At 65.5% G+C, this 26,876-nt stretch carries 27 protein-coding genes; 24 read left to right on the plus strand and 3 right to left on the minus strand.

Translation table 11 applies throughout. From position 1 onward, the window contains the following. Nucleotide 1 precedes the first annotated feature (1 nt). The 5 genes from VGN93_RS21895 to VGN93_RS21915 all read left to right on the plus strand — a co-directional run bounded on the left by VGN93_RS21895 (nucleotide 2) and on the right by VGN93_RS21915 (nucleotide 5,662). Nucleotides 2–1,489, plus strand: a complete 1,488-nt coding sequence (locus VGN93_RS21895) for an aldehyde dehydrogenase family protein (RefSeq protein WP_327509131.1) — start codon at nucleotides 2–4, stop codon at nucleotides 1,487–1,489. A 183-nt stretch (nucleotides 1,490–1,672) separates the two neighbouring features. Further along, nucleotides 1,673–2,749, plus strand: coding sequence for an extracellular solute-binding protein (locus VGN93_RS21900; RefSeq protein WP_327509132.1), 1,077 nt, complete (start codon nucleotides 1,673–1,675; stop codon nucleotides 2,747–2,749). Nucleotides 2,750–2,844: 95 nt separating this feature from the next. After that, nucleotides 2,845–3,918, plus strand: a complete 1,074-nt coding sequence (locus VGN93_RS21905) for an ABC transporter ATP-binding protein (RefSeq protein WP_327509133.1) — start codon at nucleotides 2,845–2,847, stop codon at nucleotides 3,916–3,918. Nucleotides 3,919–3,923: 5 nt separating this feature from the next. Then, complete coding sequence (locus tag VGN93_RS21910; RefSeq protein ID WP_327509134.1) at nucleotides 3,924–4,793, plus strand: ABC transporter permease; 870 nt, start codon at nucleotides 3,924–3,926, stop codon at nucleotides 4,791–4,793. Nucleotides 4,794–4,795: 2 nt separating this feature from the next. Then, a complete protein-coding gene (locus VGN93_RS21915; protein WP_327509135.1) occupies nucleotides 4,796–5,662 on the plus strand; it encodes an ABC transporter permease in 867 nt (288 codons plus the stop codon). A 3-nt stretch (nucleotides 5,663–5,665) separates the two neighbouring features. Here VGN93_RS21915 and VGN93_RS21920 read toward each other — a convergent pair whose 3' ends face one another. Further along, nucleotides 5,666–7,051, minus strand: coding sequence for a S8 family serine peptidase (locus VGN93_RS21920; RefSeq protein ID WP_327509136.1), 1,386 nt, complete (start codon nucleotides 7,049–7,051; stop codon nucleotides 5,666–5,668). 87 nt (nucleotides 7,052–7,138) lie between these two features. Between VGN93_RS21920 and VGN93_RS21925 the strand changes: the two genes are divergently transcribed. The 19 genes from VGN93_RS21925 to VGN93_RS22015 all read left to right on the plus strand — a co-directional run bounded on the left by VGN93_RS21925 (nucleotide 7,139) and on the right by VGN93_RS22015 (nucleotide 23,515). Continuing rightward, nucleotides 7,139–7,681 carry an RNA polymerase sigma factor gene (locus tag VGN93_RS21925; RefSeq protein ID WP_327509137.1) on the plus strand — a complete coding sequence of 181 codons (543 nt, stop codon included), beginning with the start codon at nucleotides 7,139–7,141 and terminating at the stop codon, nucleotides 7,679–7,681. Next, entirely contained in the window at nucleotides 7,678–8,403 is a 726-nt protein-coding gene (locus VGN93_RS21930) for a hypothetical protein (RefSeq protein ID WP_327509138.1), read from the plus strand. Before VGN93_RS21925 ends, VGN93_RS21930 begins: the two co-directional genes overlap by 4 nt. A gap of 138 nt (nucleotides 8,404–8,541) precedes the next feature. Continuing rightward, complete coding sequence (locus VGN93_RS21935; RefSeq protein ID WP_327509139.1) at nucleotides 8,542–9,174, plus strand: TetR/AcrR family transcriptional regulator; 633 nt, start codon at nucleotides 8,542–8,544, stop codon at nucleotides 9,172–9,174. Nucleotide 9,175: 1 nt separating this feature from the next. After that, nucleotides 9,176–9,712 (plus strand): GFA family protein, encoded by a 537-nt coding sequence (locus VGN93_RS21940; RefSeq protein WP_327509140.1) that lies wholly within the window; start codon nucleotides 9,176–9,178, stop codon nucleotides 9,710–9,712. Further along, the gene (locus VGN93_RS21945; protein ID WP_327509141.1) at nucleotides 9,705–9,998 is read left to right on the plus strand and encodes a DUF6958 family protein; all 294 of its coding nucleotides are present in this window, start codon (nucleotides 9,705–9,707) and stop codon (nucleotides 9,996–9,998) included. Before VGN93_RS21940 ends, VGN93_RS21945 begins: the two co-directional genes overlap by 8 nt. 84 nt (nucleotides 9,999–10,082) lie before the next feature. Then, nucleotides 10,083–10,799: a DUF6065 family protein gene (locus tag VGN93_RS21950; protein WP_327509142.1), complete on the plus strand. Its 717-nt coding sequence runs from the start codon at nucleotides 10,083–10,085 to the stop codon at nucleotides 10,797–10,799. A gap of 178 nt (nucleotides 10,800–10,977) precedes the next feature. Next, nucleotides 10,978–11,343, plus strand: a complete 366-nt coding sequence (locus VGN93_RS21955; RefSeq protein ID WP_327509143.1) for a hypothetical protein — start codon at nucleotides 10,978–10,980, stop codon at nucleotides 11,341–11,343. Nucleotides 11,344–11,454: 111 nt separating this feature from the next. Then, nucleotides 11,455–12,855: an SLC13 family permease gene (locus VGN93_RS21960; protein ID WP_327509144.1), complete on the plus strand. Its 1,401-nt coding sequence runs from the start codon at nucleotides 11,455–11,457 to the stop codon at nucleotides 12,853–12,855. Nucleotides 12,856–12,998: 143 nt separating this feature from the next. Beyond that, complete coding sequence (locus VGN93_RS21965; protein ID WP_327509145.1) at nucleotides 12,999–14,174, plus strand: glycerate kinase; 1,176 nt, start codon at nucleotides 12,999–13,001, stop codon at nucleotides 14,172–14,174. A 96-nt stretch (nucleotides 14,175–14,270) separates the two neighbouring features. Next, on the plus strand, nucleotides 14,271–15,539 hold the full coding sequence (locus VGN93_RS21970; RefSeq protein WP_327509146.1) for an ABC transporter substrate-binding protein: 1,269 nt from the start codon (nucleotides 14,271–14,273) through the stop codon (nucleotides 15,537–15,539). Nucleotides 15,540–15,563: 24 nt separating this feature from the next. Continuing rightward, nucleotides 15,564–16,439 (plus strand): sugar phosphate isomerase/epimerase, encoded by an 876-nt coding sequence (locus tag VGN93_RS21975; protein WP_327509147.1) that lies wholly within the window; start codon nucleotides 15,564–15,566, stop codon nucleotides 16,437–16,439. Next, nucleotides 16,436–17,221, plus strand: a complete 786-nt coding sequence (locus VGN93_RS21980; protein ID WP_327509148.1) for a 6-phosphogluconolactonase — start codon at nucleotides 16,436–16,438, stop codon at nucleotides 17,219–17,221. The genes VGN93_RS21975 and VGN93_RS21980 overlap by 4 nt, the downstream gene beginning before the upstream one ends. Then, complete coding sequence (locus tag VGN93_RS21985) at nucleotides 17,218–18,144, plus strand: ROK family protein (RefSeq protein WP_327509149.1); 927 nt, start codon at nucleotides 17,218–17,220, stop codon at nucleotides 18,142–18,144. Before VGN93_RS21980 ends, VGN93_RS21985 begins: the two co-directional genes overlap by 4 nt. Then, the gene (locus VGN93_RS21990; RefSeq protein WP_327509150.1) at nucleotides 18,141–19,214 is read left to right on the plus strand and encodes an ABC transporter ATP-binding protein; all 1,074 of its coding nucleotides are present in this window, start codon (nucleotides 18,141–18,143) and stop codon (nucleotides 19,212–19,214) included. Before VGN93_RS21985 ends, VGN93_RS21990 begins: the two co-directional genes overlap by 4 nt. Before the next feature lie 10 nt (nucleotides 19,215–19,224). Next, the gene (locus VGN93_RS21995; protein WP_327509279.1) at nucleotides 19,225–20,118 is read left to right on the plus strand and encodes a sugar ABC transporter permease; all 894 of its coding nucleotides are present in this window, start codon (nucleotides 19,225–19,227) and stop codon (nucleotides 20,116–20,118) included. A 1-nt stretch (nucleotide 20,119) separates the two neighbouring features. Next, on the plus strand, nucleotides 20,120–20,959 hold the full coding sequence (locus VGN93_RS22000) for a carbohydrate ABC transporter permease (RefSeq protein ID WP_327509151.1): 840 nt from the start codon (nucleotides 20,120–20,122) through the stop codon (nucleotides 20,957–20,959). A gap of 13 nt (nucleotides 20,960–20,972) precedes the next feature. After that, nucleotides 20,973–22,058 carry a Gfo/Idh/MocA family oxidoreductase gene (locus VGN93_RS22005; protein WP_327509152.1) on the plus strand — a complete coding sequence of 362 codons (1,086 nt, stop codon included), beginning with the start codon at nucleotides 20,973–20,975 and terminating at the stop codon, nucleotides 22,056–22,058. A gap of 31 nt (nucleotides 22,059–22,089) precedes the next feature. After that, nucleotides 22,090–22,653, plus strand: coding sequence for a TetR/AcrR family transcriptional regulator (locus VGN93_RS22010; RefSeq protein ID WP_327509153.1), 564 nt, complete (start codon nucleotides 22,090–22,092; stop codon nucleotides 22,651–22,653). Nucleotides 22,654–22,669: 16 nt separating this feature from the next. Then, nucleotides 22,670–23,515: a cupin domain-containing protein gene (locus VGN93_RS22015; protein WP_327509154.1), complete on the plus strand. Its 846-nt coding sequence runs from the start codon at nucleotides 22,670–22,672 to the stop codon at nucleotides 23,513–23,515. Between the two features lie 24 nt (nucleotides 23,516–23,539). Here VGN93_RS22015 and VGN93_RS22020 read toward each other — a convergent pair whose 3' ends face one another. After that, the gene (locus VGN93_RS22020; RefSeq protein ID WP_327509155.1) at nucleotides 23,540–25,261 is read right to left on the minus strand and encodes an acetyl/propionyl/methylcrotonyl-CoA carboxylase subunit alpha; all 1,722 of its coding nucleotides are present in this window, start codon (nucleotides 25,259–25,261) and stop codon (nucleotides 23,540–23,542) included. A gap of 17 nt (nucleotides 25,262–25,278) precedes the next feature. Next, nucleotides 25,279–26,871: a 5-oxoprolinase/urea amidolyase family protein gene (locus VGN93_RS22025; protein ID WP_327509156.1), complete on the minus strand. Its 1,593-nt coding sequence runs from the start codon at nucleotides 26,869–26,871 to the stop codon at nucleotides 25,279–25,281. Between the last annotated feature and the right edge of the window lie 5 nt (nucleotides 26,872–26,876).

Genomic DNA, 26,876 nt, shown 5'->3' on the forward strand with positions numbered 1-26,876 from the left:
CATGAGCACCGAAGCCCTCGTCAGCGCGTATTTCTCGACCGGCACGCTCACCGGCCTGCCCGCCGGCCATTTCATCGACGGCACCTTCACGGCTGCCGCGGGCAACCGCACGATGGAAACCTTCGACCCCGGCTCCGCCCGCGCCTTCCATGCTTTCGCCGCCGGTGACGAAAGCGACGTGGACCGCGCCGTCGCTGCCGCCCGCAGGGCCCAACGCGACTGGGGACGCACCAAGGCGGGCGACCGCGGCGCAATCCTGTTCCGCGCCGCGCAGATCATCCGGGCGGAAGCGGCGCGGCTTGCCGTGGTGGAAAGCCTCGACAGCGGCAAGGCCTTGCAGGAAGCGGAAGGCGACGTCGCGGGTGCGGTCCGCTGCTTCGAATATTATGCCGGTGCCGCCGACAAGATCCAGGGCGACACCTTCCCGCTCGGCGCGGACTATATCGGCTATTCGATCGAGGAACCGGTCGGCGTCACCGGCCATATCATCCCGTGGAACTATCCGCTCTCGACCGCCGCGCGCAGCATCGCGCCGGCGCTGGCAGCAGGCTGCACCGTGGTCGCCAAGCCGGCGGAACAGACGCCGCTGACGGCACTGATGCTGGCAGACATCCTCCACCGCGCCGGCCTTCCCGCCGGCGTGTGCAACGTCGTTACCGGCACCGGCGCTGAAGCTGGCGGACCGCTGGTGTCGCACCCGGATGTCCGGCACGTTACCTTCACCGGTTCCGTGCCGACGGGCATCCGGGTCATGCAATCGGCGGCCGTCAACGTCACCAGCGTCGTGCTCGAACTCGGCGGCAAGTCGCCGGTCATCGTCATGGCCGATGCAGACCTCGATGCCGCCGTCGAAGGCGTGCTCGGCGCGATCTACGAGAATGCCGGGCAGATTTGCTCGGCCGGCTCCCGCCTCGTCGTCGAGCGCGGGGTGCATGCGGACCTGGTGGAGCGCATCGCGGCGCGCGCCGGCGCCCTGAAAATCGGCCACGGCCTGCGCCGACCGCAGGTCGGCGCGCTGAGTTCCGCCGCCCATCTCGAGAAGGTCGCCGGTTATGTCGACGGCGCGCGCGAGCGCGGCATAACGGTCGCCGCCGGTGGCCGTCCCGCGGTGGATCAGGAGAGCGGCACGGGCTGGTTCTTCGAGCCAACCATTCTCGATGCCGTCAAGGCGGAGGATCCGGTCATCCAGGAGGAGATTTTCGGGCCGGTGCTCTCCGTGCAGGTCGTGGACGGCGAAGAGGAAGCGGTCGCCATCGCCAACGGCACCGATTTCGGCCTCGTCGCCGGCATCTACACAAGCGATTTCGGTCGCGCCCACCGCATGGCGCGCGATATCGACGCTGGCCAGATCTTCATCAACGAATATTTTGCCGGCGGCATCGAGGTGCCTTTCGGCGGCACCAAGCTGTCGGGTTTCGGCCGCGAAAAGGGCTTTGCGGCGCTCAAGAGCTACACGCGGACCAAGAGCCTGGCGGCGAAGATCAGCTGAACGTCATAATGGTCTTACGGCAAGCAGATAATGGACCTTTCGGGGAAGCCAATCTCACCCTTTGATGGCAATGGCTAAAAATCGGGAATCGAGTGCCATCGTCGGGAGTGAGATGGTCCTCAGCGAAAAAAGAACGCCGGAAAAACGGCGGCTTTCAACAGCCAAATGGAAGAGGAGAACAGCATGAAAACCAAATTCGCGCTCGCCGCGACGACGGCGCTTGCCCTGCTCGTCGCAAGCACCGCAGCCCAGGCCGAAACCCTGCGCCTGCTCACCTGGGGCGGTTACGCACCCGACAACGTCATCAAGCTCTTCGAGGACGCGAACCCCGACATCACCGTCGAAGTGACGCTCTCCAACAACGAGGAAATGGTCGCGAAGCTGCGCGCCACCGGCGGCGCCGGCTATGACCTCGCCCAGCCGAGCCACGACCGCATCTTCGCGGCCCAGCAGGAATACAACATCTACAAGCCGCTCGACCTGTCGAAGATCGACACGGCCGCGCTCGCGCCGAACCTTCTCGAAGGCGTGAAGGCCAATGCCACCATCGACGGCGCGCTCTATGCCGTGCCGCACCAGTGGGGCACCTCGGGCATCGTCGCAGACGTATCCAAGGCGCCGGACGTCAAGGGCTGGGGCGACCTCTGCAATCCGGAATACAAGGGCCGCACCTCCATGCGCCTGCGCCGTACCATCCTGCTCGGCACGGCCTTCGCACTCGGCAAGGATCCGTTTGCGCTCTATGGCGACAAGGCGGCCTACCAGACGATGCTCGACGAGGTGACGGAAAAGCTGATTTCCTGCAAGGACAACGTCAAGACCTACTGGAACGGCGGCGACGACCTGTCGACGCTCTTGCTCTCCGGCGAAGTCGTCGTCTCGGAAGCCTGGGATTCGACGGCCTTCAAGCTCTACGGCCAGAACAAGAACCTGGTCTACGTGCCGCCGGAAACCGGTGCGCTCGCCTGGATCGATACCTTCGTCATCCCGCGCAAGGGCGAGGCTGACGATGCCGCCTACAAGTGGATCAACTTCGTCATGAACCCGGATATCGTCAAGCTGATGTCGGATTCGACCGGTGCGATTGCCGCCGTCAGCAACGGCATCGACCTGCTTCCGGACGACAAGAAGGCCGCCGTGCGGGCCGCTTTCGACGAAAAGGATCTGGCAAACCTGAAATTCTTCGCCAACATCCCGGCAGGGCTTGAAGACATGGAAGGCAAGGCGCTTGAGCGCATCAAGGCCGCCACGTCGAACTGATCCGTCCCAGGACATGACGCCAGCCGGTCGGGGCCTTCCCTCCGCCGGCTGGCGTCAGAATAAGCCGCCCTGCGGCTCTGATTTGCGAGCACTCCATGCACGACCTTCAATGCGAAAGCCTGAGCAAGCGCTTCGGGGCCTATACCGCCGTCAACAGCGTGTCCTTCAACGTCCCGCGCGGTTCGTTCTTCTCCATTCTCGGGCCGTCGGGCTGCGGCAAGACCACGCTGATGCGCATGATCGCCGGCTTCGAGGAGCCGACGAGCGGCGATATCCGCATCAAGGGCAAATCCGTGCTCTCGACGCCGCCGAACAGGCGTCCCGTCAAGATGGTGTTCCAGCATCTCGCGCTCTTCCCGATGATGAATGTCGGCGAGAACATCGCCTATGGCCTGCGCTGCCGCGGCGAGAACAAGGCCGATATCACCCGCAAGGTGGCGGCCGTGCTCGACCGCGTCGGCCTGCCGGGCACGGAGGAGAAGCAGGTCGCCCAGCTTTCCGGCGGCCAGAAGCAGCGCATCGCGATCGCCCGCTGCATGGTGCTCGAGCCGGACGTGCTGCTGCTCGACGAACCGCTCGGCGCGCTGGACCTGAAACTGCGCGAGCGCATGAAGATCGAGCTGAAGCAATTGCAGCACCAGTTCGAGACGACCTTCCTCTACATTACCCACGACCAGTCGGAAGCCCTCTTGATGTCGGACAATGTGGCGGTGATGAATGCCGGCCGGTTCGAGCAGATCGGCTCGCCGCAGGAACTCTACAACGATCCGAAGACCGGCTTCGTCGCCGGATTCGTCGGCGACAGCAACCGCTGGCCGGGCAGTGCGCTTTCCGTTTCGGACGGCAAGGTGCGCGTGGCGCTCGACGGCGGCGGCGAGGCGATCGCGCAAGCCGGCGACGACCGGATTGCGGCCGGCAGCGCTGTCGAGCTTTTCGTGCGACCAGAAGTGCTTGTCGTCGGCACGGGCAGCGAAAACCGGCTGGCGGGCACCGTCGAAAGCCTGCTCTTCAACGGCGCCAGCAGCCGCATTCTCGTGCGCAGCCGGGGCGGCAACCTCGTCGAGGTCGGCCAGGCCGTGATGGACGGCAGCGGCCGCATCGTGCCGGGTGCGGCCGTCGATATCGGCTGGAGCCACGGCCATGGCCGCTGCTTCAGCGTGTCGAGGTAACGGCGATGCCACGCACGGACATCGGAAAACTCTCCTTCATCCTGCTTTTCGCCCCCTTCGCGCTGTGGATCGTGCTTTTGATCATCCTGCCGCAGCTCGGCATCGGCTACATCTCGCTCAGGGAAAAGGTGGGGCCGGGCGAATATACCTTCGGGTTCGCCAACTACGCCGCCTTCGTCAGCGAGCCGATCTACTGGAACACGCTGCTGCGCACCGCCTGGATGTCGATCCTCGTCACTATCATGGCGCTCATCATCGGCTTTCCCGTCGCCTACTACATTGCCAAGATCGCGCAGCGCCGCTCGCGCGCCGCGCTCTTCCTGATGTGCCTCATCCCGCTCTGGGTGAGCGACCTGGTGCGCGCCTTCGGCTGGATTGTCATCCTGCGCGAAACCGGCCTTGTCTCGTCCTTCCTGCAGAAGATCGGCCTGATCAGCGGCCCGGTGGAATTTCTCTATAACGACGCCACCGTGGTGATGGGCCTCGTTTATACGGTCGTGCTGTTCATGATCGTGCCGCTCGTCTCGACGCTCGACGGCATGGACAATTCGCTGATCGAGGCCGGCTACAATCTCGGCGGCAGCCGGCTCACGGTCTTCCGCCGCATCGTCGTGCCCTATGCGATGCCGGGCATCGTCGCCGGCTGCATCATCGTCTTCATGCTGACGGCGGGCAGCTACCTGACGCCGATCCTGCTCGGCGGCAAGAACAGCATGTGGTTCACCGAGCAGATCTATGAGCAGTTCGTGACGCGCTACAACTGGGAATCCGGCGCGACCTTCGGCGTGCTGCTGCTCGTCTTCACCTCGTTCGTCGTCTGGCTCGGCCTGCGGCTGACCGGCCAGAACCTCGCCTCCACCGTCGCAAAGGACTGAGCATGAACGTCGCGGCTCCCCAATCGTCGTTCCTTCGCTGGGTCTATCGCTTCTATATGCTGGCGTTCCTTATCTATCTGGCGGCACCGCTTTTTGCCGCCGGCATGTTCGCCTTCAACGATTCGATGTTCCCGGCCCTGCCCTGGAACGGCTTCACGCTCGACTGGTTCTTCAGCAGCACCGAGCCGAAGATCGGCATGTTCCATGATCGCCGCCTGCTGCGCGGCCTGCAGAATTCGCTGACCATCGGCGTCGCCGTCTCCGCCCTTGCAGTCGCCGCAGGCACCTGCAACGCCTTCCTGTTCGAGCGCAAGCAGTTCCCCGGCAAGAACATCTTCTACATCCTGATGATCGTGCCGCTGGTCATTCCCGGCGTCATCCTCGGCATCTCGATCCTGGTCTTCGCCAGCATGATCGCCAACGGCCTCGAAGAAACTTTCGGCATCGAATGGTACTTCCTGCGCCCCGGCATCTTCCTCGTCATCCTCGGCCAGTTCTCGTTCCTGACGACGATCACCTCACTGGTGATCGGCGCCCGTCTGCGGAAATTCGATATCTCGCTGGAGGAAGCCGCCCTCAATCTCGGCGCCACGCGGCTGCGCGTATTGATGACGGTGACGCTGCCCTATCTCATGCCAGCGCTGTTCTCCGCCTTCGTCGTCGCCTTCCTCGTGTCCTTCGAGAATTTCAACACGACGCTGATGCTGGTCGGCTCGGATGCGCCGCTCACCATCACCATGTACGACCGCATGGTAAAGGTCGGCTCGACGCCGGTGCTGAACGCCGTGTCGTTCTTCCTGATGGTGGGATCGGGCCTGCTCGCGCTGCTCAGCGTCGTCGTGCAGCGCGGCGGCAACAAGGAAGCCTGAGCGTCAGCCGCTGCCGCAGAGTGTTCGCGCATTGAGCAGCCCCCAGCCATAGATGGCGTCCTTGCCGGGCTTGCCGATATCCTCGGCGGATTTCATCAGCTCGGCCTCGACCTCCTGTGGCGAGAGGCCGGGTTTTTCCGCAAGCAGGATGGACACGGCCGCCGTCACGAAGGGGGCGGCGAAGGATGTGCCGCTCTTCTGCCGCGCGCCGGAGATCGACGCCGCGGTCCACACGCCGACACCGGGCGCGGCGATATCGATATGATTGCCGCGCACCGCCCGGCGATAGGGGTTGCGCGCCTTGTCGACTGCGGTCACCGCGATCACGTCCTCGTAGGCGGCGGGGTAGACCGGCTTGGCATTGGGCCCGTCATTGCCGGCGGCCGCGACGAGGATCGTCCCCCGGTCGGCGGCGGCCTCGACGGCGCGCTCCAGGATCTGGTTTTCCGGCCCCGTCAGGCTCAGGTTGACGACCTTGATGTCACGCTTGATCAACAGGTCGAGCGCGCGCACGAGGTCGTAGACATTGGCGATGTCGGTGGATTTGCGGAAACGCTGGAACGCATCGACGGCGACAAGCTCCGCTCCCGGCAGCAGGCCTGGCACACGGCTGCCGGGCGCGCCGACCAGCAGCGCCGCCACGGCCGTGCCGTGCTGTTCGCCCGAGGGTGCGCCGTCTCCATCGCCGAGGTCGAGAACCTCCAGCCGGGCATTGGCCAGAACCGTGTGCTTGGCGTTAATCGCCGTGTCGATGAGGCCGATGCGCTGCGGCTTGAGGCAGGCGAAGCCACTGCCCGCCTCGCCGGTCGGCCAGCCCACCATATGGCGCACCAGCGCACAGCCTTCCCGCACGCAGGCGGCTTTGTCCCCGGCCTGCGGCTGGTAGAAGTGGTTGAAATCCACCGTGGCCGAGGCGCTGCGGGCGGAGACTGCGGCACGTGCCGCATCGAGCGTCATGCCTTGCGGGACGATGAGGCGGACCATTTCGCCGCCGATGAGCGCGATTTCGATGCGGTCGTCTACGACAAAGCCATCCTGCGTCAAGCCGGCAATCGCGTCGTCATCGAGACCGGTCGCGACGATCTCGTTCGGCGCCCGCTCCGGCACCGCCACCACGGCACGGCGCACGGGCGCACGCCGCACCTCGCGCGAGGGCCAGCGGAACAGCGAGCGCAGGTCGCCCCGCGCTTTCGGCTGCCACTCGCCTCCGCGTCCGCCGCGGCTGCTGCCGCCATCGTCGTCGTCGCCGTCATCGTCATCGTCCGCAAGCGCCACGGCAATGCCGGGGGCAAAATTGCCCTGCAGCGCGGGCAGCGCGATCACCCCCGCCATGGTCATGGCCGTGAGAAGGCAAAGGCGTCCGGATAGGGCTGCAAGGCGGCTCGACATGGTCCGTCTCCATTGCGGGTCTGTGGATCGTCTCCCTGGCATACGTTTGACTCGACAGCTTATTCCATGGCGTGCCAAAGAAATCGCATGACGAATGACATGCCGACCGTTCCTGAAAGGCTCGTGGCCTTCCTGCCGAACCTCAGACGCTTCGCGATCTCGCTCTGCCGGCCGCGCGAACTGGCTGACGATCTGGTGCAAGCCGCCTGCGAACGCGCCATCGTCGCGGCCGACAGTTTTGCACCGGACAGCCGCTTCGACGCCTGGATGTTCCGCATCCTGCGCAACCTGTGGATCGACCACCTGCGCCGGCTGAAGACCGCCGGCCCGCATGACGACATCGACGAGGCGCGCGAGGTCTCCGTGCCCTCCGGCGAGGCCGCCGCCCATGCCCGCATGGATCTCGCCGAGGTGACCATCGCCCTGCAAAAGCTGCCGGACGAGCAGCGCGAAGTGCTGGTGCTGGTCTGCGTCGAGGAATTCAGCTACCGCGACGCGGCCGAGGTTCTTTCCATCCCGATCGGCACCGTGATGAGCCGTCTCGCCCGTGCGCGAAAAAATCTGATGGAGCTGACGGGAATAAGTTTTGGCGAGAGACGTTCGCCCGATACGAAAGGCGGCGTTTCATGAGCAAAGACGATTTCGACGACGAGACATTGATGGCCTTTGCCGATGGCGAGCTGGACGAGGCGCGAAGCCTCGCGCTGGAAGAAGCACTTGCGAACGACGAGGCGCTGGCCGAGCGGCTCGCCGTCTTCCTCGACAGCCGCCGGCTGGTGGGCGACGCGCTGAAACCGCTGATCGACGAGCCGGTGCCGGAAGCGCTGCTGGCTTCTGTGCGCAAGATGGCCGAGGACGCTCAGGCAACTCGGGACAATGTCGTTTCTTTCCGCCCGAAACCGCAGCAGGCGGCACAGCCGACGGTGCGGCGCTGGCTCATGCCGGTTGCGGCCAGTCTCGTGGCGGTGGTGACAGGTGTCATCGGTTTCACGCTCGGCCGCATGGGGTCGTCGGCAACGGATGCCGGCGCCGAGATCGCGGCCGCCCTTGACCGCGAGGCGTCCGGCCGGGACGTGACGCTCCCGGGCGCGGTCCTGCATGTCGTCGCCTCCTTCCGCGACGAGCGCGGCGAACTCTGCCGCGAATACGAGCTGAAACAGCAGGCCAGCAGCACGCTGACCGTCGCCTGCCGCCAGGATGGCGCCTGGGCGACGCGGCTGGCGCTGACGACGCCGCAGGCCGAAGGCTATGTGCCCGCCTCCTCGCAGGAGACGATCGACGCCTATCTGACCTCGATCCAGGCCGGCGCCCCGCTTTCCGCCGAAGAGGAGCGCAAGGCGCTCGCACCCTAGGATGTTCCGACCCCTACTCCCGATAGGCTGAACCGGCTTCGCTCGAAGCCGGTTCGTCGCTGTTTGTCTCTTATTCAAGAAAATAGGTTGATATCAATTAATACTTGACACATACCGACCGTATGGTATGTCTTTCTCATGTCCAGACCGACCAAACAATCGCCCGAACGCGGCAACGCCCGGATCCGCCTCCTGGAGGCGGCACGCGACATCATCCGCACGAAGGGTTTTGCGGCGACCAGCGTCGATGACCTGTGCAAGGCCGCCGATGTCACCAAGGGGGCCTTCTTCCACCACTTCGGAAGCAAGGAGGCGCTCGGGGTGGCGGCGGCGGATTTCTGGGCGGAGACGACATCGGCCTATTTCGCCGCCGCCCCCTATCACGGCCCGAGCGAGCCGTTGGCGCGGGTCCTCGCCTATGTCGTCTTCCGCAAGGCGATCATCGCGGGCGAATTGCAGGAATTCACCTGCCTCGTCGGCACGATGGCGCAGGAGGTTTTTGCGAGCGCGCCCGACATTCGCGATGCCTGCGGGCGCAGCATGTTCGGGCACACGGCAACGCTGGAGGCGGATATCGAGATGGCGCGGCGCGAGCACGGCATCACGGCGACCGGCTGGACGGCCGAGAGCCTCGCGCGCCACACGCAGGCCGTTCTCCAGGGCGGCTTCATCCTGGCGAAGGCAGGCAACGATCCTGCGCTCGCCCGCGAAAGCCTCGACCATCTGGAGCGCTACATTCGACACCTGTTCAACGTCACGGAGGATGACTGAGATGCGCAGAACAACCCATATCGGCTGCGCCTGCGGCCAGACACGCCTTGAGGTGCAGGGAGACCCGATCCTGGTTTCCGAATGCCTGTGCAACAGCTGCCGGGCCGCCGCCGGCCGGCTCGCGACGCTTCCCGGCGCGAAGAACACGCTGACCGCCTATCGCGCCACGCCCGCCGCGGAATATCGCAAGGACCGGGTGCGCATCCTCTCCGGCACGGAAAACCTCAAGGAATTCCGCCTTTCCCCCACCGCCGGCTCGCGCCGCATCGTCGCCACCTGCTGCAACACGCCCCTGTTCCTGGAAATGAAGGGCGCGCACTGGCTGAGCCTCTACCTGCATCTCTGGCAGGACGAAGAGCGGCCGAAGGCGGAGCTGCGCACCATGACGGGCGACCTCGCCGACCGCTCCGGCCTGCCGGCCGACATTCCCAACCTCAAGACCCACACGGTCGCCTTCTATGGAAAACTCCTTGCAGCCTGGATCGCCATGGGCTTCCGCAATCCGAAAATCGCTGTCGGAGGGACAATCGATGTCTGACAAGATCGAAGTCGAAAACATCAACACGCCCGGCCGCACCGAACGGCTCGACCGCACGAAATACATGGCGATGCGCGCGGCCCTTCTCGCCGCCCTGCCGGACATGGCACCGGGCATGACGGTCGCCCAGGCGCAGGAAGCGCTGCTGCCGCACCTCTCGGAGACGGATTTCCCCGAGCGGCAGAAGGCCGGCTGGTGGATGAAGGCCGTGCAGCTCGATCTCGAAGCCAAGGGCATCATCAAGCGCGCGCCGAAGCGGCCGGTCCAGCTCTACCGCGTGACCTGACGCCCGGCCAAAATTTTTGCGCGCACCGGGAATAGGCTTCGTCCATCGCCGTTTTTCTCCCATCGATTGACGAGGAGAACAGCAATGGCCCTGGCCTTTCTGAAGAAACCGCAGCCCCGCTTGACCTTTCTCTGCCGCAAGGAGGACGAGGGCGTGATCCCCGCCCCCGTGCGCGCCAAGACGGCGCTGCCCGACTGGTTCCGCAAACTGCCCGCTATCGACGAGACGCAGGTCTCGCCCACAAACAGCGGCATCACCGTAAAGCGCTGCATGCCCTTCCTCGACGCCATGGCGACGGGCTGGGTGATCGGGCTTGCGGCAAGCGTGCGCATGGAAATCTCCGATGGTGGCAAGACGGTCGATTGCGGCTGGGATTTCGACCGCACGCTCGTCAGCAACCATGCCAGCCACCAGGTCGCCGGCAATCCGCGCGAACCGCTGCCGCCCTGCAAGTTCCACAATTACTGGACCATCCGCACGCCGCCCGGCTGGAGCTGCCTCTTCGTGCCGCCGCTCAACCGGCCGAACGGCGTCTTCGAGGTCGTCGCCGGCGTCGTCGATACCGATACCTACCAGTCGGAAATCCACTTCCCCTTCTTCGCCACCGGCGAGGACGGCCTGCATATGCTGGAACGCGGCACGCCGATCGTCCAGGTCATCCCCTTCCGCCGCGATGCCTCCGACCTCGACGCGGACATCCGCGCCGAAAGCGCGCCGGAGGGCAACGTGCGCCAGACGATCCTGCGCAAGACGCTCGCCGCCGACGGCTGGTATCGCAAGTTCGCCCGCGCCCAGCGATAGTTTTCAACCCCGACAAACCGCCTTGACCGTCGCTGCTCCTCGTAGCGGCGGCGATGCCGCGTGCGCCATGGAAACATCCTACCCCATTGAAATTATTTTCATTTTATCGGGAATAAGCATCGCCCGCCGCCGTTTCTCCATCGCAGCCAACGAGGCTGCCACTCAAAGGAGAAACGTCATGAAGAAGGTCATCGCAATTCTGAGCGCGTTCCTGGTGGTCGGTGCCGCGGCACCCGCACCGGCCGTCGCCGACGACCCGGTCTACCGCTTCCTGCAGAAGATGACGCGCACCAGCAAGGCGAGCCAGGCCCGCTACGGCCGCGACCGCGACGACGATCGCCGCGGCGGCTGGAGTTCGAACCGCAATTCCAACAGCTCGTCGAATTCCTCGCGGAATTCCAACTCGAACCGCAACTCCAACTCCAATTCGAATTCGAATTCCAACAGCAACAGCAACAGCAATTCCAACTCGAACTCCAATTCGAACAGCAACTCGAATTCGAACTCGAACGGTTCCTCGAACTCGTCGTCCGACGACGATTGAGCCGCAGCCTGAATGACCGAAAGGAGGGCGATCGTGGCCCTATATGCAATCGTTCCTCCCGGACCCCACGCCGACCGGCGTGGGGAACCGTCTCCGATCACCGAGCCGAGCATGCCGCTCGCCCGCGTCAAACAGATCGTCGCGGCGATCGTGCTCGCTTTCAGCGCCATGCTGATCTTCCTGGCGATCGACGGCCTCACCCTGAACATGCGGCTCACACTTGCAGTCTTCGTCGCGACGATTACCGCCTGGACCATCCTCGACCTGCCGGATACGCCCGTGGCACTGGCGGGTGCGGCCCTCCTGCCGGTCGTCGGCGCGATCGATGAGGATGTGCTCTACCGCTCGCTCGGCAATGATATCGTCTGGCTGATGCTGGCGGCCTTCGTGGTGGCCGGCGTGCTGCGGCAGGTCGGCGTGATCGAGCAGGTCATCCGCCGGCTGCTCGCCCGGCTCGCCACCGTGCAGGGCCTGTTCTGGACGCTGACGCTGCTGATCTTCGCCACCGCCTTCATCATTCCGTCGACCTCGGCGCGCGCCGCCATGCTGGCGCCGGTCTATATCGGCCTTGCGGCGGCAATCGGCAATGCACGGGTCAACCGGGCGCTGGCGCTGCTTTTCCCCTCGGTCATCCTGCTTTCGGCCGGCGCATCGCTGATCGGCGCCGGCGCCCATCTCGTCGCGGCCGGCATGATGGAGCGCCTGCGCGGCCAGAGCCCCGATTTCCTTGGCTGGATCGCGCTTGCCGGCCCCTTCTCGCTGCTGTGCTCGCTCTTCGCCTGCGCCGTGCTGTTGCGCTTTTTCCTCACCGGCGACGAGCGGGCGATGACGATCGCCGAGCGCGGCGCCGACGAGGCCCCGACCCCGCTGACGCGCCAGCAATGGAGCGTGCTTGCCATCACCGGCGCAATGATCCTGCTCTTCGCCGCCCAGCCCCTGCACGGCATCGGCATGCCGCTCATCGGCATCGCCGCCGCCCTTTTGCTGGCGAACGAACGGGTGTCCGGCCTGTCGCTTAAGGCGGCCCTCAAGGGCGTGGAATGGAACCTCCTGCTCTTCCTCGCCGGCACGCTCGTCATCGGCGAGGCGCTGCTCCAGACCGGCACGGCGCAGGTGCTGGCCGAGCGGGTCGTCGGCCTTGCGGGCAAAAGCATCGCGGCCTGGCCGGTGCTCGTCATCGGCTTCGCGGCCGTCGTGGCGACGCTCTCCCACCTCGTCATCACCTCGCGCACGGCGCGGGCGACCGTGCTCATTCCGGCCCTCGCGCTGCCGCTCGCCGCCCTCGGCGTCGATCCGCTCAATCTGGTGATGGTCGTGACGCTGGCGAGCGGCTTCTGCCAGACGCTGATGGTCTCCGCCAAACCGGTGGCGTTGTTCGGCGCAATGGACCCGCCGCCCTTCGGACAGGCCGACCTGTTCCGCCTCGCCGGTCTGCTTGTCGTGCCCTTTGTGGCACTGCTCATCATCTTCGCAACGATCGTCTGGCCGCTGCAAGGCATGCCGCTGCGCTGAGCCGCGCAGACAGACAGGAAAAGGCCGCCACGTGCGGCCTTTTTATTTAGTCGGCTAAATTTATTTCCGTTCTGCCGGAATAGATCCCGGACCGTCCCGTTCCTCCCCTGTCACAGGATTGTCATAGTAAAAGGAACGTCCCCATGTCTTTCACGGTTCTCGTCGCCCCCTCCGGTTTCAAGGAAAGCCTGTCGGCCGATCAGGCTGCCGACTGCATCGAAAGCGGCGTCCTGCGCGCCATTCCCGGCGCCACCATTTTGAAGGCGCCGATGGTCGATGGCGGGGAGGGCTTTACCAAGGCCCTCGTCAAGGCCACCGGCGGCACCCTTCACCACCTGACGGTGACCGGCCCGGTCAATGACCCGGTCGAAGCGCATTTCGGCTTCCTCGGCGGTTGCAGCGAACCGACCGCCGTCATCGAGATGGCCGCCGCTGCGGGCCTCAGCCTGGTACCGCGCGACCGGCGCAATCCCTGCCTGACGACGAGCTACGGCGTCGGCGAACTGGTGCGCGCAGCGCTCGACCAGGGTGCCCGCCGCATCCTGCTCGGCTGCGGCGACAGCGGCATCAACGATGGTGGCGCCGGCATGGCCGAAGCGCTCGGCATCCGGCTGCTCGACGAAGAGGGCGATCTCCTGCCCCGCGGCGGCGCGGCGCTGGCCCGTCTCGCCACCATCGATATCAGCGGCCGCGATTCGCGCCTTGCCGGCGTGCGCATCGATGCCGCCGTCAACTGGCACAATGTGCTGCTGGGCGAGCGCGGCGTCGCCCGCATCTTCGGGCCGCAGAAGGGCGCCACGCCGGCGCAGGTGGAGGTCCTGGCCACCGCCATGGAGACCTACGCGGCCGCGATCCTGCGCACCACCGGCCTCGACATCGGCATGGCGCCCGGTTCCGGCGCATCCGGCGGGCTCGGTGCGGCTATTCTCGGCCTCATCGGCGGCAGGTTGCACCCTCGTTACGACATCGTCATGCAATATCTGGAGCTCGACCGGTTCATCGCGGAGGCCGATCTCATCATCACCGCGGAAGGCAGCCTCGATGGCCAGACGCCGTTCGGCAAGGTGCCGGCGGAGGTGGCGCAGCGCGCCAAACGCGCCGGCGTTCCGGTCATCGCGCTTGCCGGCACCATCGGCAAGGGTGTGCGGCTCAATTTCGCGCACGGCATCGACGCCTTCGCCTCGATCCTCACCCGGCCCTGCTCGCTGGAAGACGCCATTTCCTCCGCGCCAAAACTGCTTTCCCGCGCGGCGGAGGATGCAGCACGCATGGTGATGGTGGGCATGAGCCTGCGGCACCGGCTGGGCGACGCGGCCTGAGCGCCGGGTTTCCACAGGGCAATTTCACCCGCTTTACTTTACCGACCAGACGGTATAGTAATTTTGCGAACTTAACGCGGTGTGGGAGGAAGCACAGTGCATTGGGATGGATTTCTGAGAACGACGGCGCTCGCTGGCGCCGTCCTGTGGGGCGGCTCTGCGGCTGCGGCGGAAGTGTCGATCTTCTGCAGTTCGGCCGGCGCCGAGCTGGAACTTTGCCAATCGGCCTCCGAGGCCTGGGCGAAGGAGACCGGCAACACGGTCAAGATCAACAAGATGCCGGCGAACTGGGGCGAGGCGCTGCCGCTCTACCAACAGCTTCTTGCCGGAAAATCCGGCGACATCGACGTCCTGACGCTCGACAATATCTGGGTCGGCGCGCTCGCCGCCCATCTCATAGACCTCAAGGAAAAGGTGCCGGCGGAAGAGCTTTCGGCGCATTTCGAATCCGCGCTCGCCGATAGCACCATCGATGGCAAGCTGCTCGCCATGCCGTGGTTCGTCGATGCCGGCCTGATGTTCTACCGCAAGGACCTCTTGGAAAAATACGGCAAGGCCGAACCGAAGACTTGGGCGGAACTGACCGAGACGGCAAAATTCATCCAGGAACAGGAACGCGCCGCCGGCACCAAGGACATGTGGGGATATGTCTGGCAGGGCCGCGCCTATGAGGGCCTGACCTGCGACGCGCTCGAATGGGTCGCCTCCTATGGCGGCGGCACGTTCATCGCGCCGGACGGCACGATTACCGCCAACAATCCCAAGGCCGTCGCGGCCCTCGACCTCGCCCGGTCCTGGATCGGCGGCATCAGCCCGGAAGGCGTGCTGAACTACGACGAGGAAGGTTCGCGCGGGGTCTTCGAGGCCGGCACGTCCGTCTTCCACCGCAACTGGGGTTATGTCTGGGGCACCAGCCAGGCCGAAGGCTCGACGCTTGCCGGCAAGGTCGGCGTGATGGCGCTGCCGGTCGGCGCGGAAGGTGAAAAATCGAGCGGCTGCTACGGTGCGGGCCTGCTCGGCGTTTCCAAATATGCCGGGGATACCGACGCGGCCGTCAGCCTCGTGCGCTACCTCACGGGTGCCAAGGAGCAGAAGCGCCGCGCGCTGCAGGCCTATAGCCCGACGCTGAAGGCGCTCTACCAGGACGAGGAAATCCTGAAGGCGAACCCGGCGCTGCGTTTTGCCGAAAAGGCCTACGCCGAAAGCGCCTCCCGCCCCTCGCAGGTGACCGGTGCCTCCTACAACCGCGTGTCGCAGCGCATCTTCAACGGCGTTCACAATGTGCTGAGCGGCAAGGAGGGTGCTGAAGAGGCGCTGGCCAAGGTCAGCAGCGATCTGGAGCGGCTGAAGAAGCGCGGCTGGTAAGCTTAACAGGTCAAGGAAAAGACAGTGAATATCGCGATCGCACCATGCTGCTGGGGGGTCTATTGGCCCACCGGCAACGACCTCGGCTGGACCGATTATCTCGACCGCATCGTCGCGGCCGGATACCGCCACACCGAACTTGGCCCCTACGGCTATTTCCCGACCGACCCGCAGGTGCTTTCGCACGAACTCGACCGCCGCGGCCTCTCCGTGGTCGCGGCGGCCCATGTCCACACGCTGGCCGACGCCGATACGGCTGCGGCGCTGGCAGACAGGACGCACCAGATCTGCGCCCTGCTGTCCGCCATCGGTGGCACGCATTTCATCCTGATGGACGAGTCGGAATTCTATCCGAAAGACCGGATGGGCGTCGTCGATGAGAGCGGCTGGCGCACCGTCGTCGAGCTCACCATGCTCTCTGCCGGCATCGCCCGCGAACACGGCCTACAATTCAGCTTCCACCCGCATGTCGGCACCTGCGTGGAGCATGAAAACCAGATCGAGCGGCTGCTGGCCGAGACGGACCCGGCGCTGGTCGGCCTTTGCCTGGACACCGGCCACCACGCCTATTGGAAGGCCGATCCCAAGAGCTTCTTCCTGCGTCACCAGTCGCGCATCAATTCCATCCACCTGAAGAATGTCGACGGTGCGTTCCGCGAGAAGGTCCTGGCGGAAAACATCCACTGCGACCGCGCCTTCGAGGACGGCATCATGACCGATCTCGACCGCGGCGTGGTCGACATCGCCGATTTCATGGCGACCCTGCTGGCGCACGGCTACGATGGCCCGCTGGTCATCGAGCAGGACCTTGCGCCGAAACATCCCGAGACGCCGGAGGCGATCGCCGCCAGGAACTACGCCTTCGTCTCTTCTCTGCTTCAGGGGCGGGCCGGTCGATGAACGTTGTGATCCACGACAATCCCGAGACGATCGGCGAGCATCTCGCCGCCCGCATTCTTACGGAACTGCGCGCTGCCAACGCGGTTGGCCGGCCCTATGTGCTCGGCTGCCCGGGCGGGCGCAGCCCGATGCCGGTCTATCAGGCGCTGGAACGCCAGCTTGCTGCCAATCCCGTCGACTGCTCCGGGTTGATCGTCGCGATGATGGACGAATATCTGCTGTCCGGCCCCGCCGGCCTCTCCCCGCCGCTCGCTTCCGCCCACTATTCCTGCCGCGGTTTTGGCGAGCGGGAGATCGTCGGGCGGATCAACCGGGCACTGCCCGCGGCGTTTCGGATGCCGGACGCGAACTTCCGCATGCCCTCCCTCGCCGAACCGGAAGCTTATGACGCCGAGATTGAAAGCCTCGGCGGCATCGATCTCTTCCTGCTCGCTTCCGGTGCCGGCGACGGCCATATCGCCTTCAACCCGCCGGGCTCGGCCCGCGACAGCCGCTCGCGCATAGTCGCGCTTGCCGAACAGACACGGCGCGACAATCTCGCGACCTTCCCGGAATTCCGCGGGCTCGAAGAGGTGCCGACCCACGGCCTCACCATCGGCACGGGCTCCATCGCCACGCTCTCGAAGGCGGTCGCGATGATCGTCTGGGGCGCGGGAAAACGCGAAGCCTTCCGGCGGCTTTCGACGGCATCGGCTTACGATCCCCACTGGCCGGCGACCATCGCCGTCGAATGCCGAAACGCCGAACTGCATGCAGACGCGGCCGCCGGGGGAAACCCATGACACGCCACGCGATCGGCATCGATGTCGGCGGCACCAAGACGAAGGCCTGCATCGTGCGCCTTTCGGACGGCGCCGTCGTCGCCGAGCGCACGGAGGCGACGCCCTGCCAGGATGGCGGCGGCGCGGTACTCGATCTCGTCTGCGACCTCGCGGCGGCCATGCGGGCGCGTGCGGATAGCGAAGCGCTCGACGCCGCGGCACTCGGCATCTGCCTGCCGGAACTGGTGACGCGCGACGGCGAGCCGGCCTCGGCCTGGAACTTCGATTGGCGCGGCCTCGACTATCGCGCCCGCCTCGGCCGCTTCGGCGCTTTGCACATCGACAGCGATGTGCGGGCCGCGGCGTTTGCGGAGGGCTGGATGGGTGCGGGCCGGGGCATCGATCCCTTCGTCTACGTCACCATTTCCACGGGCCTTTCCCATTCGCTGGTGATCGGCGGCGCGCCCTATGAGGGTGCCCGCGGCTTCGCCATCCATTTTTCCGGCAGCGATCTCGTCGCCTTCGACGGCCCGGCGCGCGACCGCGCGGTGCGGCACAATCTGGAACTCTTCGCCGGCGGCAAGGCACTCGGTGAGCGTTACGGCGCACTGACCGGCAGCCCGGGCGCTACGGCGCTTTCGCTTTTCGAAGCGGAGGCCGCGGATCCACGGGCGGCGGAGATGGTGGCGAACGCGCTGCTCTCGCTCGCCTCCTATCTCGGCCAGCTCATCAACACGCTGGACCCCGCCGTGCTCGTGCTCGGCGGCGGCATCGGCAGCGATCCGAAGGTGACGCCGCGGCTCGCGGCGCTGACGCGCGACTTCATCTGGGCCGAGGGCGCGCGAAAAACGCCGATCGTGCCGAGCCTCATCGGCGACACGGCCTGCGCTATCGGCGTGGCGGCGCTGGCCCACAGGACAATCAGCAAGATGGAACGGCCATGAGCGGTATAGATCTCATCAACGTCGTCAAACGTTTCGGCGCGCTGACCATCATCGACAAGCTCAACCTCGCGATCGCCGAGGGCGAGTTCGTCGTCTTCGTCGGCCCGTCCGGCTGCGGCAAGTCCACGCTGCTGCGCATGATCGCCGGGCTGGAGGAAATTTCCGACGGCGAGCTGCGCATTGCCGGCAACCGCATGAACGAGACGCCGCCGGCCAGGCGCAACATCGCCATGGTCTTCCAGTCCTACGCGCTCTATCCGCATATGAATGTCAAGCGCAATCTCGGCTTCGCGCTGGAGACCGCCCGGCTTCCTGCTGCCGAAATCCGCGAACGCGTCACCAAGGCCGCGAAATTCCTCAAGATCGACCACCTGCTGGAGCGCCGGCCGGCACAGCTTTCCGGCGGCCAGCAGCAGCGCGTCGCCATCGGCCGCGCCCTCGTGCGCCAGCAGAAGCTCTTCCTCTTCGACGAACCGCTGTCCAACCTCGACGCCGACCTGCGCATGGAGATGCGCGTCGAAATCGCCCGCATCCACCGCGAGGTGAAGGCCACCACCGTCTACGTCACGCACGACCAGATGGAGGCGATGACGCTCGCCGACCGTATCGTCGTGCTGAAGGATGGCTTCATCGCCCAGATCGGCACGCCGATGGAACTCTACGAGCGCCCGGCCAACCGCTTCGTCGCCAGCTTCATCGGCTCGCCGCGCATGAATTTTCTGCCGGGCCTGCTGGCCCGCGAAGGCGAGGAGAGCGTGCTGTCGCTTTCCGGCGGACGCCACCACCTTGCGGCGCACGACTATGCCGGCGACGTCACGCTCGGCATCCGGCCGGAGGACCTGATGCTCGGCGGCGGCGATGCCACACTGGAGGCCGAGGTGCTGCTCGTCGAGCCGCTCGGCGGGGAATCCCTCGTCCATCTCAATGTCGGTGATGGCCGGTCGATCGTCGTCAAGGCGCAGGGCAAGCCGGATATCCGGCCCGGCGCCGCGACCCTCGTCGGCTGGAAACACGAGCGCGCACATCTGTTCGGCAAGGACGACCGCGCGCTTCTTCCGGGGAGGGCCTGACATGACGACGATGCGCATCGGCCTCAATGCGATGCGGGCGCGAACGGCCTGGCTGTTCCTGGCACCCAGCCTCGTCGTGCTTTTCGCCGTGGCGCTCTGGCCGCTCGGGCGGACGTTCCTGTTCTCCTTCACCGATGCCTATCTCACCGAGCCCGATATCTACGACTATATCGGCTTCGAGAACTATTTCACGCTGTTCGAGGACCCGCTCTGGTGGCAGTCGGTCCGCAACACGCTGTTTTTCACCATCATCTCGGTGTCGATCGAGACGGTGCTGGGGCTCGCCATCGCGCTCCTGCTGAACGCCCACATCGGCGGCCGCGGCCTGATGCGCGCGGTCATCCTCATTCCGTGGTCCATTCCGGTCGTCGTCAGCGCGCGCATGTGGCAATGGATGCTGCACGACCAGTTCGGCATCCTCAACCATGTGCTGAAGCTTATGGGCCTCATCGACAACGGCATCGCCTGGACGGCCAATCCGGACCTCGTCATGCCGGTCATCATCGCCGTCGACGTCTGGATCACCACACCCTTCATGGTGCTGCTCATCCTCGCCGGGCTGCAGATGCTGCCGAGGAGCATCTACGAGGCCGCGTCGATCGATGGCGTGTCGGAATGGCGGCAGTTCACCGCCCTTACCCTGCCGCTGCTGGCACCCAGCATTGCCGTCGCCGTGCTCTTCCGCCTGCTCGATGCGCTGCGCATGTTCGACCTGAGTTTCGTGCTCTCCTCGAACAGCGACGACACGAAGACCGTGTCGATCTATGCCCGCGAGGTGCTGGTCAATTTCCAGGACATGGGCGTCGGCTCCGCGGCAAGTGCGGCGATCTTCCTGATGATCGCCATCGTCACCGCGATCTACGTGACCGTCTTCCGGCTCAACCGCCGGCTCCTGGGGGTGTGACATGGTGCGCAGCAGAGCCAACAGACGCCTTCACCGCATCGCGATCTATTCGCTCTTCAGCGTGGTCGCGCTCTACACGCTGTTTCCCTTCTACTGGATGATCGCCTCCTCGCTGAAATCCGGCCAGGCGATCTTCGACGTCACCTTCCTGCCGGACCTGAAGTTCAACAATTACACGGCGATCCTGTCGGACGGCGTGTTCCTGCGCAGCCTGATGAACTCGTTCATCGTCGCCGCTTCCGTCGTGGCGTTGTCGCTCGGGCTCGCCATTGCGGCGGCCTATGCGCTCGGCCGCATCGATTTCCGCGGCCGCTCGCCCATCATGTTCCTGTTCCTCGCGGTCTCGATGTTCCCGCAGATCGCGCTGCTCTCCGGCCTCTTCGAGATGATCCGCTGGCTCGGGCTCTACAACACGCTGGGCTCGCTGATCTTCGCCTATATGATCTTCACGCTGCCCTTCAACATCTGGGTGCTGACCACCTTCATGCGCAGCCTGCCGCGCCAGATCGAGGAGGCCGCCATCATGGACGGCTGCTCGCCGCTCAGGATCGTGCGCTGCATCTTCCTGCCGATGATGGGGCCGGCGCTGATGTCGACGGGCCTGCTCGCCTTCATCGCCTCGTGGAACGAGTTCATGTTCGCGCTGACCTTCATCCTGACGGATGAGAACCGCACGGTTCCGGTCGCAATCGCGCTGATCTCCGGCTCCAGCCGCTACGAGTTCCCCTATGGCGCCATCATGGCCGCCTCGACCATCGTCACGGTGCCGCTGATCGTGCTGGCATTGCTCTTCCAGAAATACATCGTCTCCGGCCTCACGGCCGGGGCGGTAAAGGGTTAGGAAAGGTTCTTTCATGCGTATCGTCCGTGTCGGTCTCATCGGTCTTGGCGAGGTGAGCCAGTTGATGCACCTGCCGATCCTCGCCGATCACCGCCATCTGTTCGAGGTTGCCGGCGTCTTCGACGTCTCGCCGAGCCTGACGGCCCATTGCGCCGAGCGCTATTCGACCGCCCGCGCCTATGACAGCGCCGAGGCGCTGGTCGCATCACCCGATATAGACGCCGTCTTCATCCTGACGCCCGACCAGACGCATCGCCACTATCTCGACCTGGCGCTGAAGGCCGGCAAACATGTCTTCCTCGAAAAGCCCGCCTGCCTGACACTTGGCGAGATCGACGACGTGGCACCGCTGGCGAACGCGTCCGGCCGCCTCGTCTTCGTCGCCTATATGCGGCGCTATTCGCCGAGCTTCCTGAAAGCCAAGGAGATGATGCCGGCACGCGAGGAGCTGCGCTACGTCCGCGTGCGCGACCTTATCTGTGAAGGCCCGTTCTTCATCCGCCAGACCCGCAACATCTTCTATCCCCGCGATCTCGACGCCACCTTCCTCGCGCAGTCGCGATCGGAAACCGAGGCGCTGCTGCGCGATGTCGCCGGCAAGGACGCCTCCCCCAGCCTGATGCGCGCCTACCAGGTGCTGACGGGCCTTTCCTCGCACAGCCTCTCGGCCATGCGCGAGCTGATCGGCCTGCCGCAGCGCGTCATCGCCGCCCACCACAAGCAGAATGGCGAGCAGATCGTGGCCCTCTTCGACTACGGCCACTTCACCGCCATCTACGAGGCGCTGATCGACAATGTCGCGCGCTTCGACGCCCGCATCGAGGTGTATTCCGACCGCCGCCGCCTCAGCTTCGGCTATGACACGCCCTATATCCGCAACCTGCCGACCTCGCTGGAAGTGACTGACTCAACCGACACCGAGACCGAAACGCGGGTTTTTGGCCCGAACTACACCGATCCCTTCGCCATCGAGCTGCGCGCCTTCCATGATCATCTCGTGAGCGGCACGACGCCGAAGACGACGCTCGACGATTCCCGCCAGGACCTCGCCCTGATGGCGGATATCGTCGGTCGCCTGCGCGAGAGTTCGCAGCTATAGCGGGAAGATTGGCAACAGCATGGGTATCGACATGGCAAAACGTGGCTCCGCGCGCGAACGCATCCTCACCGCCGCCGAGGAGATCGTCGTCAAGGACGGCGTCTCGACGCTGACCTTCGACAAGGTGGCGGAGGTGACCGGGCTCTCCAAGGGCGGCATCCTCTACCACTTCGCCAGCAAGGATGCCTTGGTGCGCGCCATGGTCGAGCGCTTCGTCTACCGCTTCGAGACCGGCCTTGCCGGGCTTGAGGGCACGGATGCCGAGCCGCACGGCCGCTATACCCGCGCCTATGTCGCCGCCACCATGGGCGACGCCGCCAGCACCGGCGACCAGTACGACCGCCTCGGCGCCAGCATCACCGCGGCACTGTCGAACTTTCCCGATCTTCTCGAAATCGTCCACCAGCAGAACATCCGCTGCCAGGCCGCCGTCGAAAAGGACGGCCTCGACCCGGTCGAAGCCACGATCATCCGGCTTGCCATGGAAGGCATGTGGATGGCGGAGGTCTTCAACGTCATGCATCTCGACCCCGCCATGAAGCAGGCCGTCATCGAGCGGCTGATCGCCCGCACCCGTCCCGCTTCATCGCCTTGAAACAAAGGAGTTTTCCATGGGCTACAAGCCTTCCCCCCGTCCCGTCTTCGACCGGCCGAGCCACATTCCCTATGCCGGCGTCACGCGCCATCTGTGGGGCGAGGAAAATGCCGGCCTCGTCGACGACTGGATCTATGCCTCGACGGAAAACATCCACCAGATCGTCTTCGGCATGCAGCCGGGCGGCTGCTTCAAGCACACCGACGCCTTCCGCACGATTTTTGGCGCGGACGAACTGCTCTATGTGATCAGCGGCACGCTCGGCCTCGCCAATCCCGAAACCGGCGAAGTCTGCGTCGCCAAGCAGGGCGAGGCGCTGTTTTTCCGCAAGGACACCTGGCACCACGGCTTCAATCTCGGCGAGGAGCAGGTGCGCGTGCTCGAATTCTTCGCCCCGCCGCCGGCCAAGGGCACGTCCGGCCCCTATGCCCGCACCAAGCCGCTTCTATCTGAAAACCGTTACATCCAGCAGGAATATCTGGGGAGCTGGCCGATGGAGGCCGCGGCACGCGAGAAGGCTCGCACGATCCATCCGATGCGGGACTCCGAAATCCTGTTCAGCCTCGATGCGGAAACGCAGGGCGCCTATACCGGCTTCTACTGCGCGACGGACCAGCTGACCGTCGGCAAGACGACGGTGCTCGGCGGCAAGCGCACGCGCATCGAGCGTCACAAGGGCGACGAATGCCTCTACGTCGTCTCCGGCGTGCTCAACATCCATATCCCGGATGCCGAGGGCCAGGCTTGGTTCGAGCTCAACCCGCGCGACGGTTTCTACATCCCCGCCGGCTTCGACCACCAATATTTCAACATGGCGCACACGCCCTGCGAATTCGTCTTCGGCACCGCCCCGGATTATTGATCCGGGACGGTAAATCCAAAGACATCAGCCTTCGAACACCATCAGCGTGTCGCCGGCTTGCAGGTACTCGCCTTCCTTGACGCGGAGGCGCAGTTTTCCGGCCTTCGGGGCGAGAACCTGCGTTTCCATCTTCATCGCCTCCATCACCGCCACCAGTTCGCCCTCGGCGACGGTGGCGCAATCGGCGATCTTGAAGCTCTGCAGCGTGCCGGAAACCGGGGCGGCGATGCCATCCTCGGCCGGCTTGCCGCTGGCGGGTGCCGCGCCCTGAGCCGCCGTGCCGAGACCGGCGAGAAGCAGGCTCGGCAGCGCCAGTGCGACGCGTTTGCCGTCGATTTCCAGGTGGGTGCGGATCAGCGACGGATCGGCCGCCGGCGCCGGCCGCACCATGGCGTCCGGCATGGCGGCGAAATCGGTCTCGATCCAGCGGGTGTGCACCTTGAAACCGTCGGTGCCGATGAAATCCTCGGTGTCGATCGCCGCGCGGTGGAACGGCAGCACCGTCGCCACGCCCTCGATGCGGAATTCCTTCAGCGCACGGCGGGCGCGGCGCAGCGCCTCGTCACGCGTTGCGCCGGTGACGATCAGTTTCGCCATCAGCGAATCGAACACGCCCGGAATGCTGGAGCCGCTGACGACACCACTGTCGACGCGCACACCGGGACCGGACGGCGGATCGAAGACGGTGATCGTGCCCGGCGTCGGCAGGAAGCCGCGGCCCGGGTCTTCCGCATTGATGCGGAACTCGATGGAATGACCGCGCGGTGCGGGCGTTTCGAGCACGCGTAGCGGCAGGCCTTCGGCGATGCGGAACTGTTCGATGACGAGGTCGATGCCGGTGGTTTCTTCCGTCACCGGATGCTCGACCTGAAGACGGGTATTGACCTCGAGGAAGGAGATCGTGCCGTCGGCACCGAGCAGGAACTCCACCGTGCCGGTACCGGAATAGCCGGCGGCAGCACAGATCGCCTTTGCCGCGGCATGGATCTTCTCGCGCTGTTCGGTCGAGAGGAAGGGCGCGGGCGCCTCTTCGATGAGCTTCTGGTTGCGGCGCTGGGCCGAGCAGTCGCGGGTGCCGAGCACCAGCACGTTGCCGTGTTTGTCGGCGATGACCTGTGCCTCGATATGGCGCGGCCGGTCGAGGAAGCGTTCGAGGAAACATTCGCCGCGGCCAAACGCGGCGGTCGCCTCGCGCACGGCGGATTCGTAGAGATCGGCGACCTCCTCCATCTTCCAGGCCACCTTGATGCCGCGCCCGCCACCGCCATGGGCGGCCTTGATGGCCACCGGCAGGCCATGTTCTTCCGCAAAGGCGATGACTTCGGCCGCGGTGGAAACCGGGCCGTCGCTGCCGGCAACAAGCGGGGCACCGACACTCTGCGCGATTCGCCGCGCCTCGACCTTGTCGCCGAGTGCCTCGATCACATGCGGGTCCGGCCCGATCCAGATGAGGCCGGCATCCTGCACGGCCTTGGCGAATTCCGCGCGTTCGGAGAGGAAGCCGTAGCCCGGATGCACGGCATCCGCGCCGGCGCGTTTGGCGATGGCGATCAGCTTTTCGATGTCGAGATAGGTTTCGGCCGGGCGCACGCCGCCGAGCCCGTAGGCTTCGTCGGCAAGGCGCACGAAGAGCGCATCCGCATCCGGATCGGCGTAAACCGCCACCGACTGGAGACCATGGTCGCGGCAGGCGCGCAGGATGCGGACGGCGATTTCGCCACGATTGGCAATCAGCACTTTCTTCATGGCACTCCTCCTCGGAATTATCGGGGCGCGTCGATGTCGGCGAAGGGGCCGATCGGGCGGAAGCGGATTTTGGCGTTGATGGGGATCTGGCCGGCGAGATCCAGATGATATTCCGCGACCGCGCCAATGACGGGATAACCGCCGGTCAGCGGATGATCGGCGAGAAACAGCACCGGCTGGCCGCTGTGCGGCACCTGGATCGCGCCGGTCGCGGTGCCCTCGCTTGGCAATTCGGCGCTGTCCTTGCGCTCGAGCGGAGTCTCGCCGGCAAGGCGGATACCGACGCGGCTCGATTGCGGCGTCACCTGCCAGAGCTGCGCGGTCAGCGTCTCGATGCCCTTGTCGGTGAACCAGTCCGTACGTGGGCCGAGCACCACGTCGAGCGTCACCACATCGCCGGCGGCGGGCAGGTCGAAGGCGGGGATTTCGTGGGTGGAAACGCTCGTGAGGCCGTCCTTGCGGTCTTTCAGCGCGAGCACGGTCCCGGCCGTCACCGGCTCGGGGCCGACCACCGCCAGCGTGTCGGTGGCGGCGCTGCCGAGGACCGGCGCGACATCGAAGCCACCGCGGACGGCGAGATAGGCGCGCATGCCCTTGCGAGGGTGGCCGATCGTCACGACATCGCCGGGCTCCAGCGCGATGGGCATATAGGTCTCGAACGCATTTTCGCGGCCGGAAGCATCGCGCACCGTCACCGGACAGGATGCACCGGCAAGACCGATCACGGCGCGAACATTGCTCTCGAAGGAGAAGCCGCCGAGGGTGAGTTCGAGGGCCGGCGTGTTCGCCGGATTGCCGACGATGCGGCCCGCGGCATTGAAGGCGCTGCGGTCGAGCGCGCCGGAGGCGGACACCCCCTGCCCCGTCTGGCCGAAGCGGCCGAGATCCTGGAACAGTACCGGCATCGGGGCGGCGAGCACCTTGAACTGCGGTGCATCTGCGGCGATGCTGTGCTCCCCCGGAGGCACCGATGCAGGCACGCTGACCGTCTTGCCGGATTTTTCGAGGTCGAAGAAGCGGACGCGGTAGCCGGGCTGGAACAGCGCACCGGGATCGCGATCGATATCCCACATCTTGACCGGTGTCGTGCCGATGATCTGCCAGCCGCCGGGACTGTTTTGCGGATAGACGCCGCTGAAGGCGCCGGCGAGCGCCACGGAACCGGCAGGAATGCGGGTGCGCGGGCTCTTGCGGCGCGGCACGGTGAGCGCCGGATCTCCGCCGACGAGATAGCCGAAGCCGGGCGCAAAGCCACAGAAGGCGACGGTGAATTCGCTCTCGGTGTGGCGGCGAATGACCTCCGCGACGCTGAGGCCCGTCAGGTCTGCAACATCGGCAAGGTCTTCGCCGTCATAACGCACCGGGATTTCGACCAGATGTTCCGACGGCGCGATCTTTGCCGACAGGTCGCGCGTGCCGATGCGGGCCGCAAGCGCCGCGGATGAAACCTTTTCCGGGCGGAAGCGGATCATCAGCGTGCGGGCGGCCGGCACCATTTCCTCGATGCCGTCGATGGGCTCGGCCTGCAAGGACGCGAAGAGGGCGAGCGTCTCGTCGAGATCGGCGAGCTCGACGAGGATCGTGGTCAGGCTGACGGGAAGAAAGCGCATGGGCC

Source organism: Shinella sp. (assembly GCF_035998705.1).
Lineage (GTDB): Bacteria > Pseudomonadota > Alphaproteobacteria > Rhizobiales > Rhizobiaceae > Shinella.

Coding starts and splice junctions, on each gene's coding strand:
- VGN93_RS21895 (WP_327509131.1), top strand. CDS start 2: ATGAGCACCGAAGCCCTCGTCAGCGCGTATTTCTCGACCGGCACGCTC.
- VGN93_RS21900 (WP_327509132.1), top strand. CDS start 1,673: ATGAAAACCAAATTCGCGCTCGCCGCGACGACGGCGCTTGCCCTGCTC.
- VGN93_RS21905 (WP_327509133.1), top strand. CDS start 2,845: ATGCACGACCTTCAATGCGAAAGCCTGAGCAAGCGCTTCGGGGCCTAT.
- VGN93_RS21910 (WP_327509134.1), top strand. CDS start 3,924: ATGCCACGCACGGACATCGGAAAACTCTCCTTCATCCTGCTTTTCGCC.
- VGN93_RS21915 (WP_327509135.1), top strand. CDS start 4,796: ATGAACGTCGCGGCTCCCCAATCGTCGTTCCTTCGCTGGGTCTATCGC.
- VGN93_RS21920 (WP_327509136.1), bottom strand. CDS start 7,051: ATGTCGAGCCGCCTTGCAGCCCTATCCGGACGCCTTTGCCTTCTCACG.
- VGN93_RS21925 (WP_327509137.1), top strand. CDS start 7,139: ATGACGAATGACATGCCGACCGTTCCTGAAAGGCTCGTGGCCTTCCTG.
- VGN93_RS21930 (WP_327509138.1), top strand. CDS start 7,678: ATGAGCAAAGACGATTTCGACGACGAGACATTGATGGCCTTTGCCGAT.
- VGN93_RS21935 (WP_327509139.1), top strand. CDS start 8,542: ATGTCCAGACCGACCAAACAATCGCCCGAACGCGGCAACGCCCGGATC.
- VGN93_RS21940 (WP_327509140.1), top strand. CDS start 9,176: ATGCGCAGAACAACCCATATCGGCTGCGCCTGCGGCCAGACACGCCTT.
- VGN93_RS21945 (WP_327509141.1), top strand. CDS start 9,705: ATGTCTGACAAGATCGAAGTCGAAAACATCAACACGCCCGGCCGCACC.
- VGN93_RS21950 (WP_327509142.1), top strand. CDS start 10,083: ATGGCCCTGGCCTTTCTGAAGAAACCGCAGCCCCGCTTGACCTTTCTC.
- VGN93_RS21955 (WP_327509143.1), top strand. CDS start 10,978: ATGAAGAAGGTCATCGCAATTCTGAGCGCGTTCCTGGTGGTCGGTGCC.
- VGN93_RS21960 (WP_327509144.1), top strand. CDS start 11,455: ATGCCGCTCGCCCGCGTCAAACAGATCGTCGCGGCGATCGTGCTCGCT.
- VGN93_RS21965 (WP_327509145.1), top strand. CDS start 12,999: ATGTCTTTCACGGTTCTCGTCGCCCCCTCCGGTTTCAAGGAAAGCCTG.
- VGN93_RS21980 (WP_327509148.1), top strand. CDS start 16,436: ATGAACGTTGTGATCCACGACAATCCCGAGACGATCGGCGAGCATCTC.
- VGN93_RS21985 (WP_327509149.1), top strand. CDS start 17,218: ATGACACGCCACGCGATCGGCATCGATGTCGGCGGCACCAAGACGAAG.
- VGN93_RS21990 (WP_327509150.1), top strand. CDS start 18,141: ATGAGCGGTATAGATCTCATCAACGTCGTCAAACGTTTCGGCGCGCTG.
- VGN93_RS21995 (WP_327509279.1), top strand. CDS start 19,225: ATGCGCATCGGCCTCAATGCGATGCGGGCGCGAACGGCCTGGCTGTTC.
- VGN93_RS22000 (WP_327509151.1), top strand. CDS start 20,120: ATGGTGCGCAGCAGAGCCAACAGACGCCTTCACCGCATCGCGATCTAT.
- VGN93_RS22005 (WP_327509152.1), top strand. CDS start 20,973: ATGCGTATCGTCCGTGTCGGTCTCATCGGTCTTGGCGAGGTGAGCCAG.
- VGN93_RS22010 (WP_327509153.1), top strand. CDS start 22,090: ATGGCAAAACGTGGCTCCGCGCGCGAACGCATCCTCACCGCCGCCGAG.
- VGN93_RS22015 (WP_327509154.1), top strand. CDS start 22,670: ATGGGCTACAAGCCTTCCCCCCGTCCCGTCTTCGACCGGCCGAGCCAC.
- VGN93_RS22020 (WP_327509155.1), bottom strand. CDS start 25,261: ATGAAGAAAGTGCTGATTGCCAATCGTGGCGAAATCGCCGTCCGCATC.
- VGN93_RS22025 (WP_327509156.1), bottom strand. CDS start 26,871: ATGCGCTTTCTTCCCGTCAGCCTGACCACGATCCTCGTCGAGCTCGCC.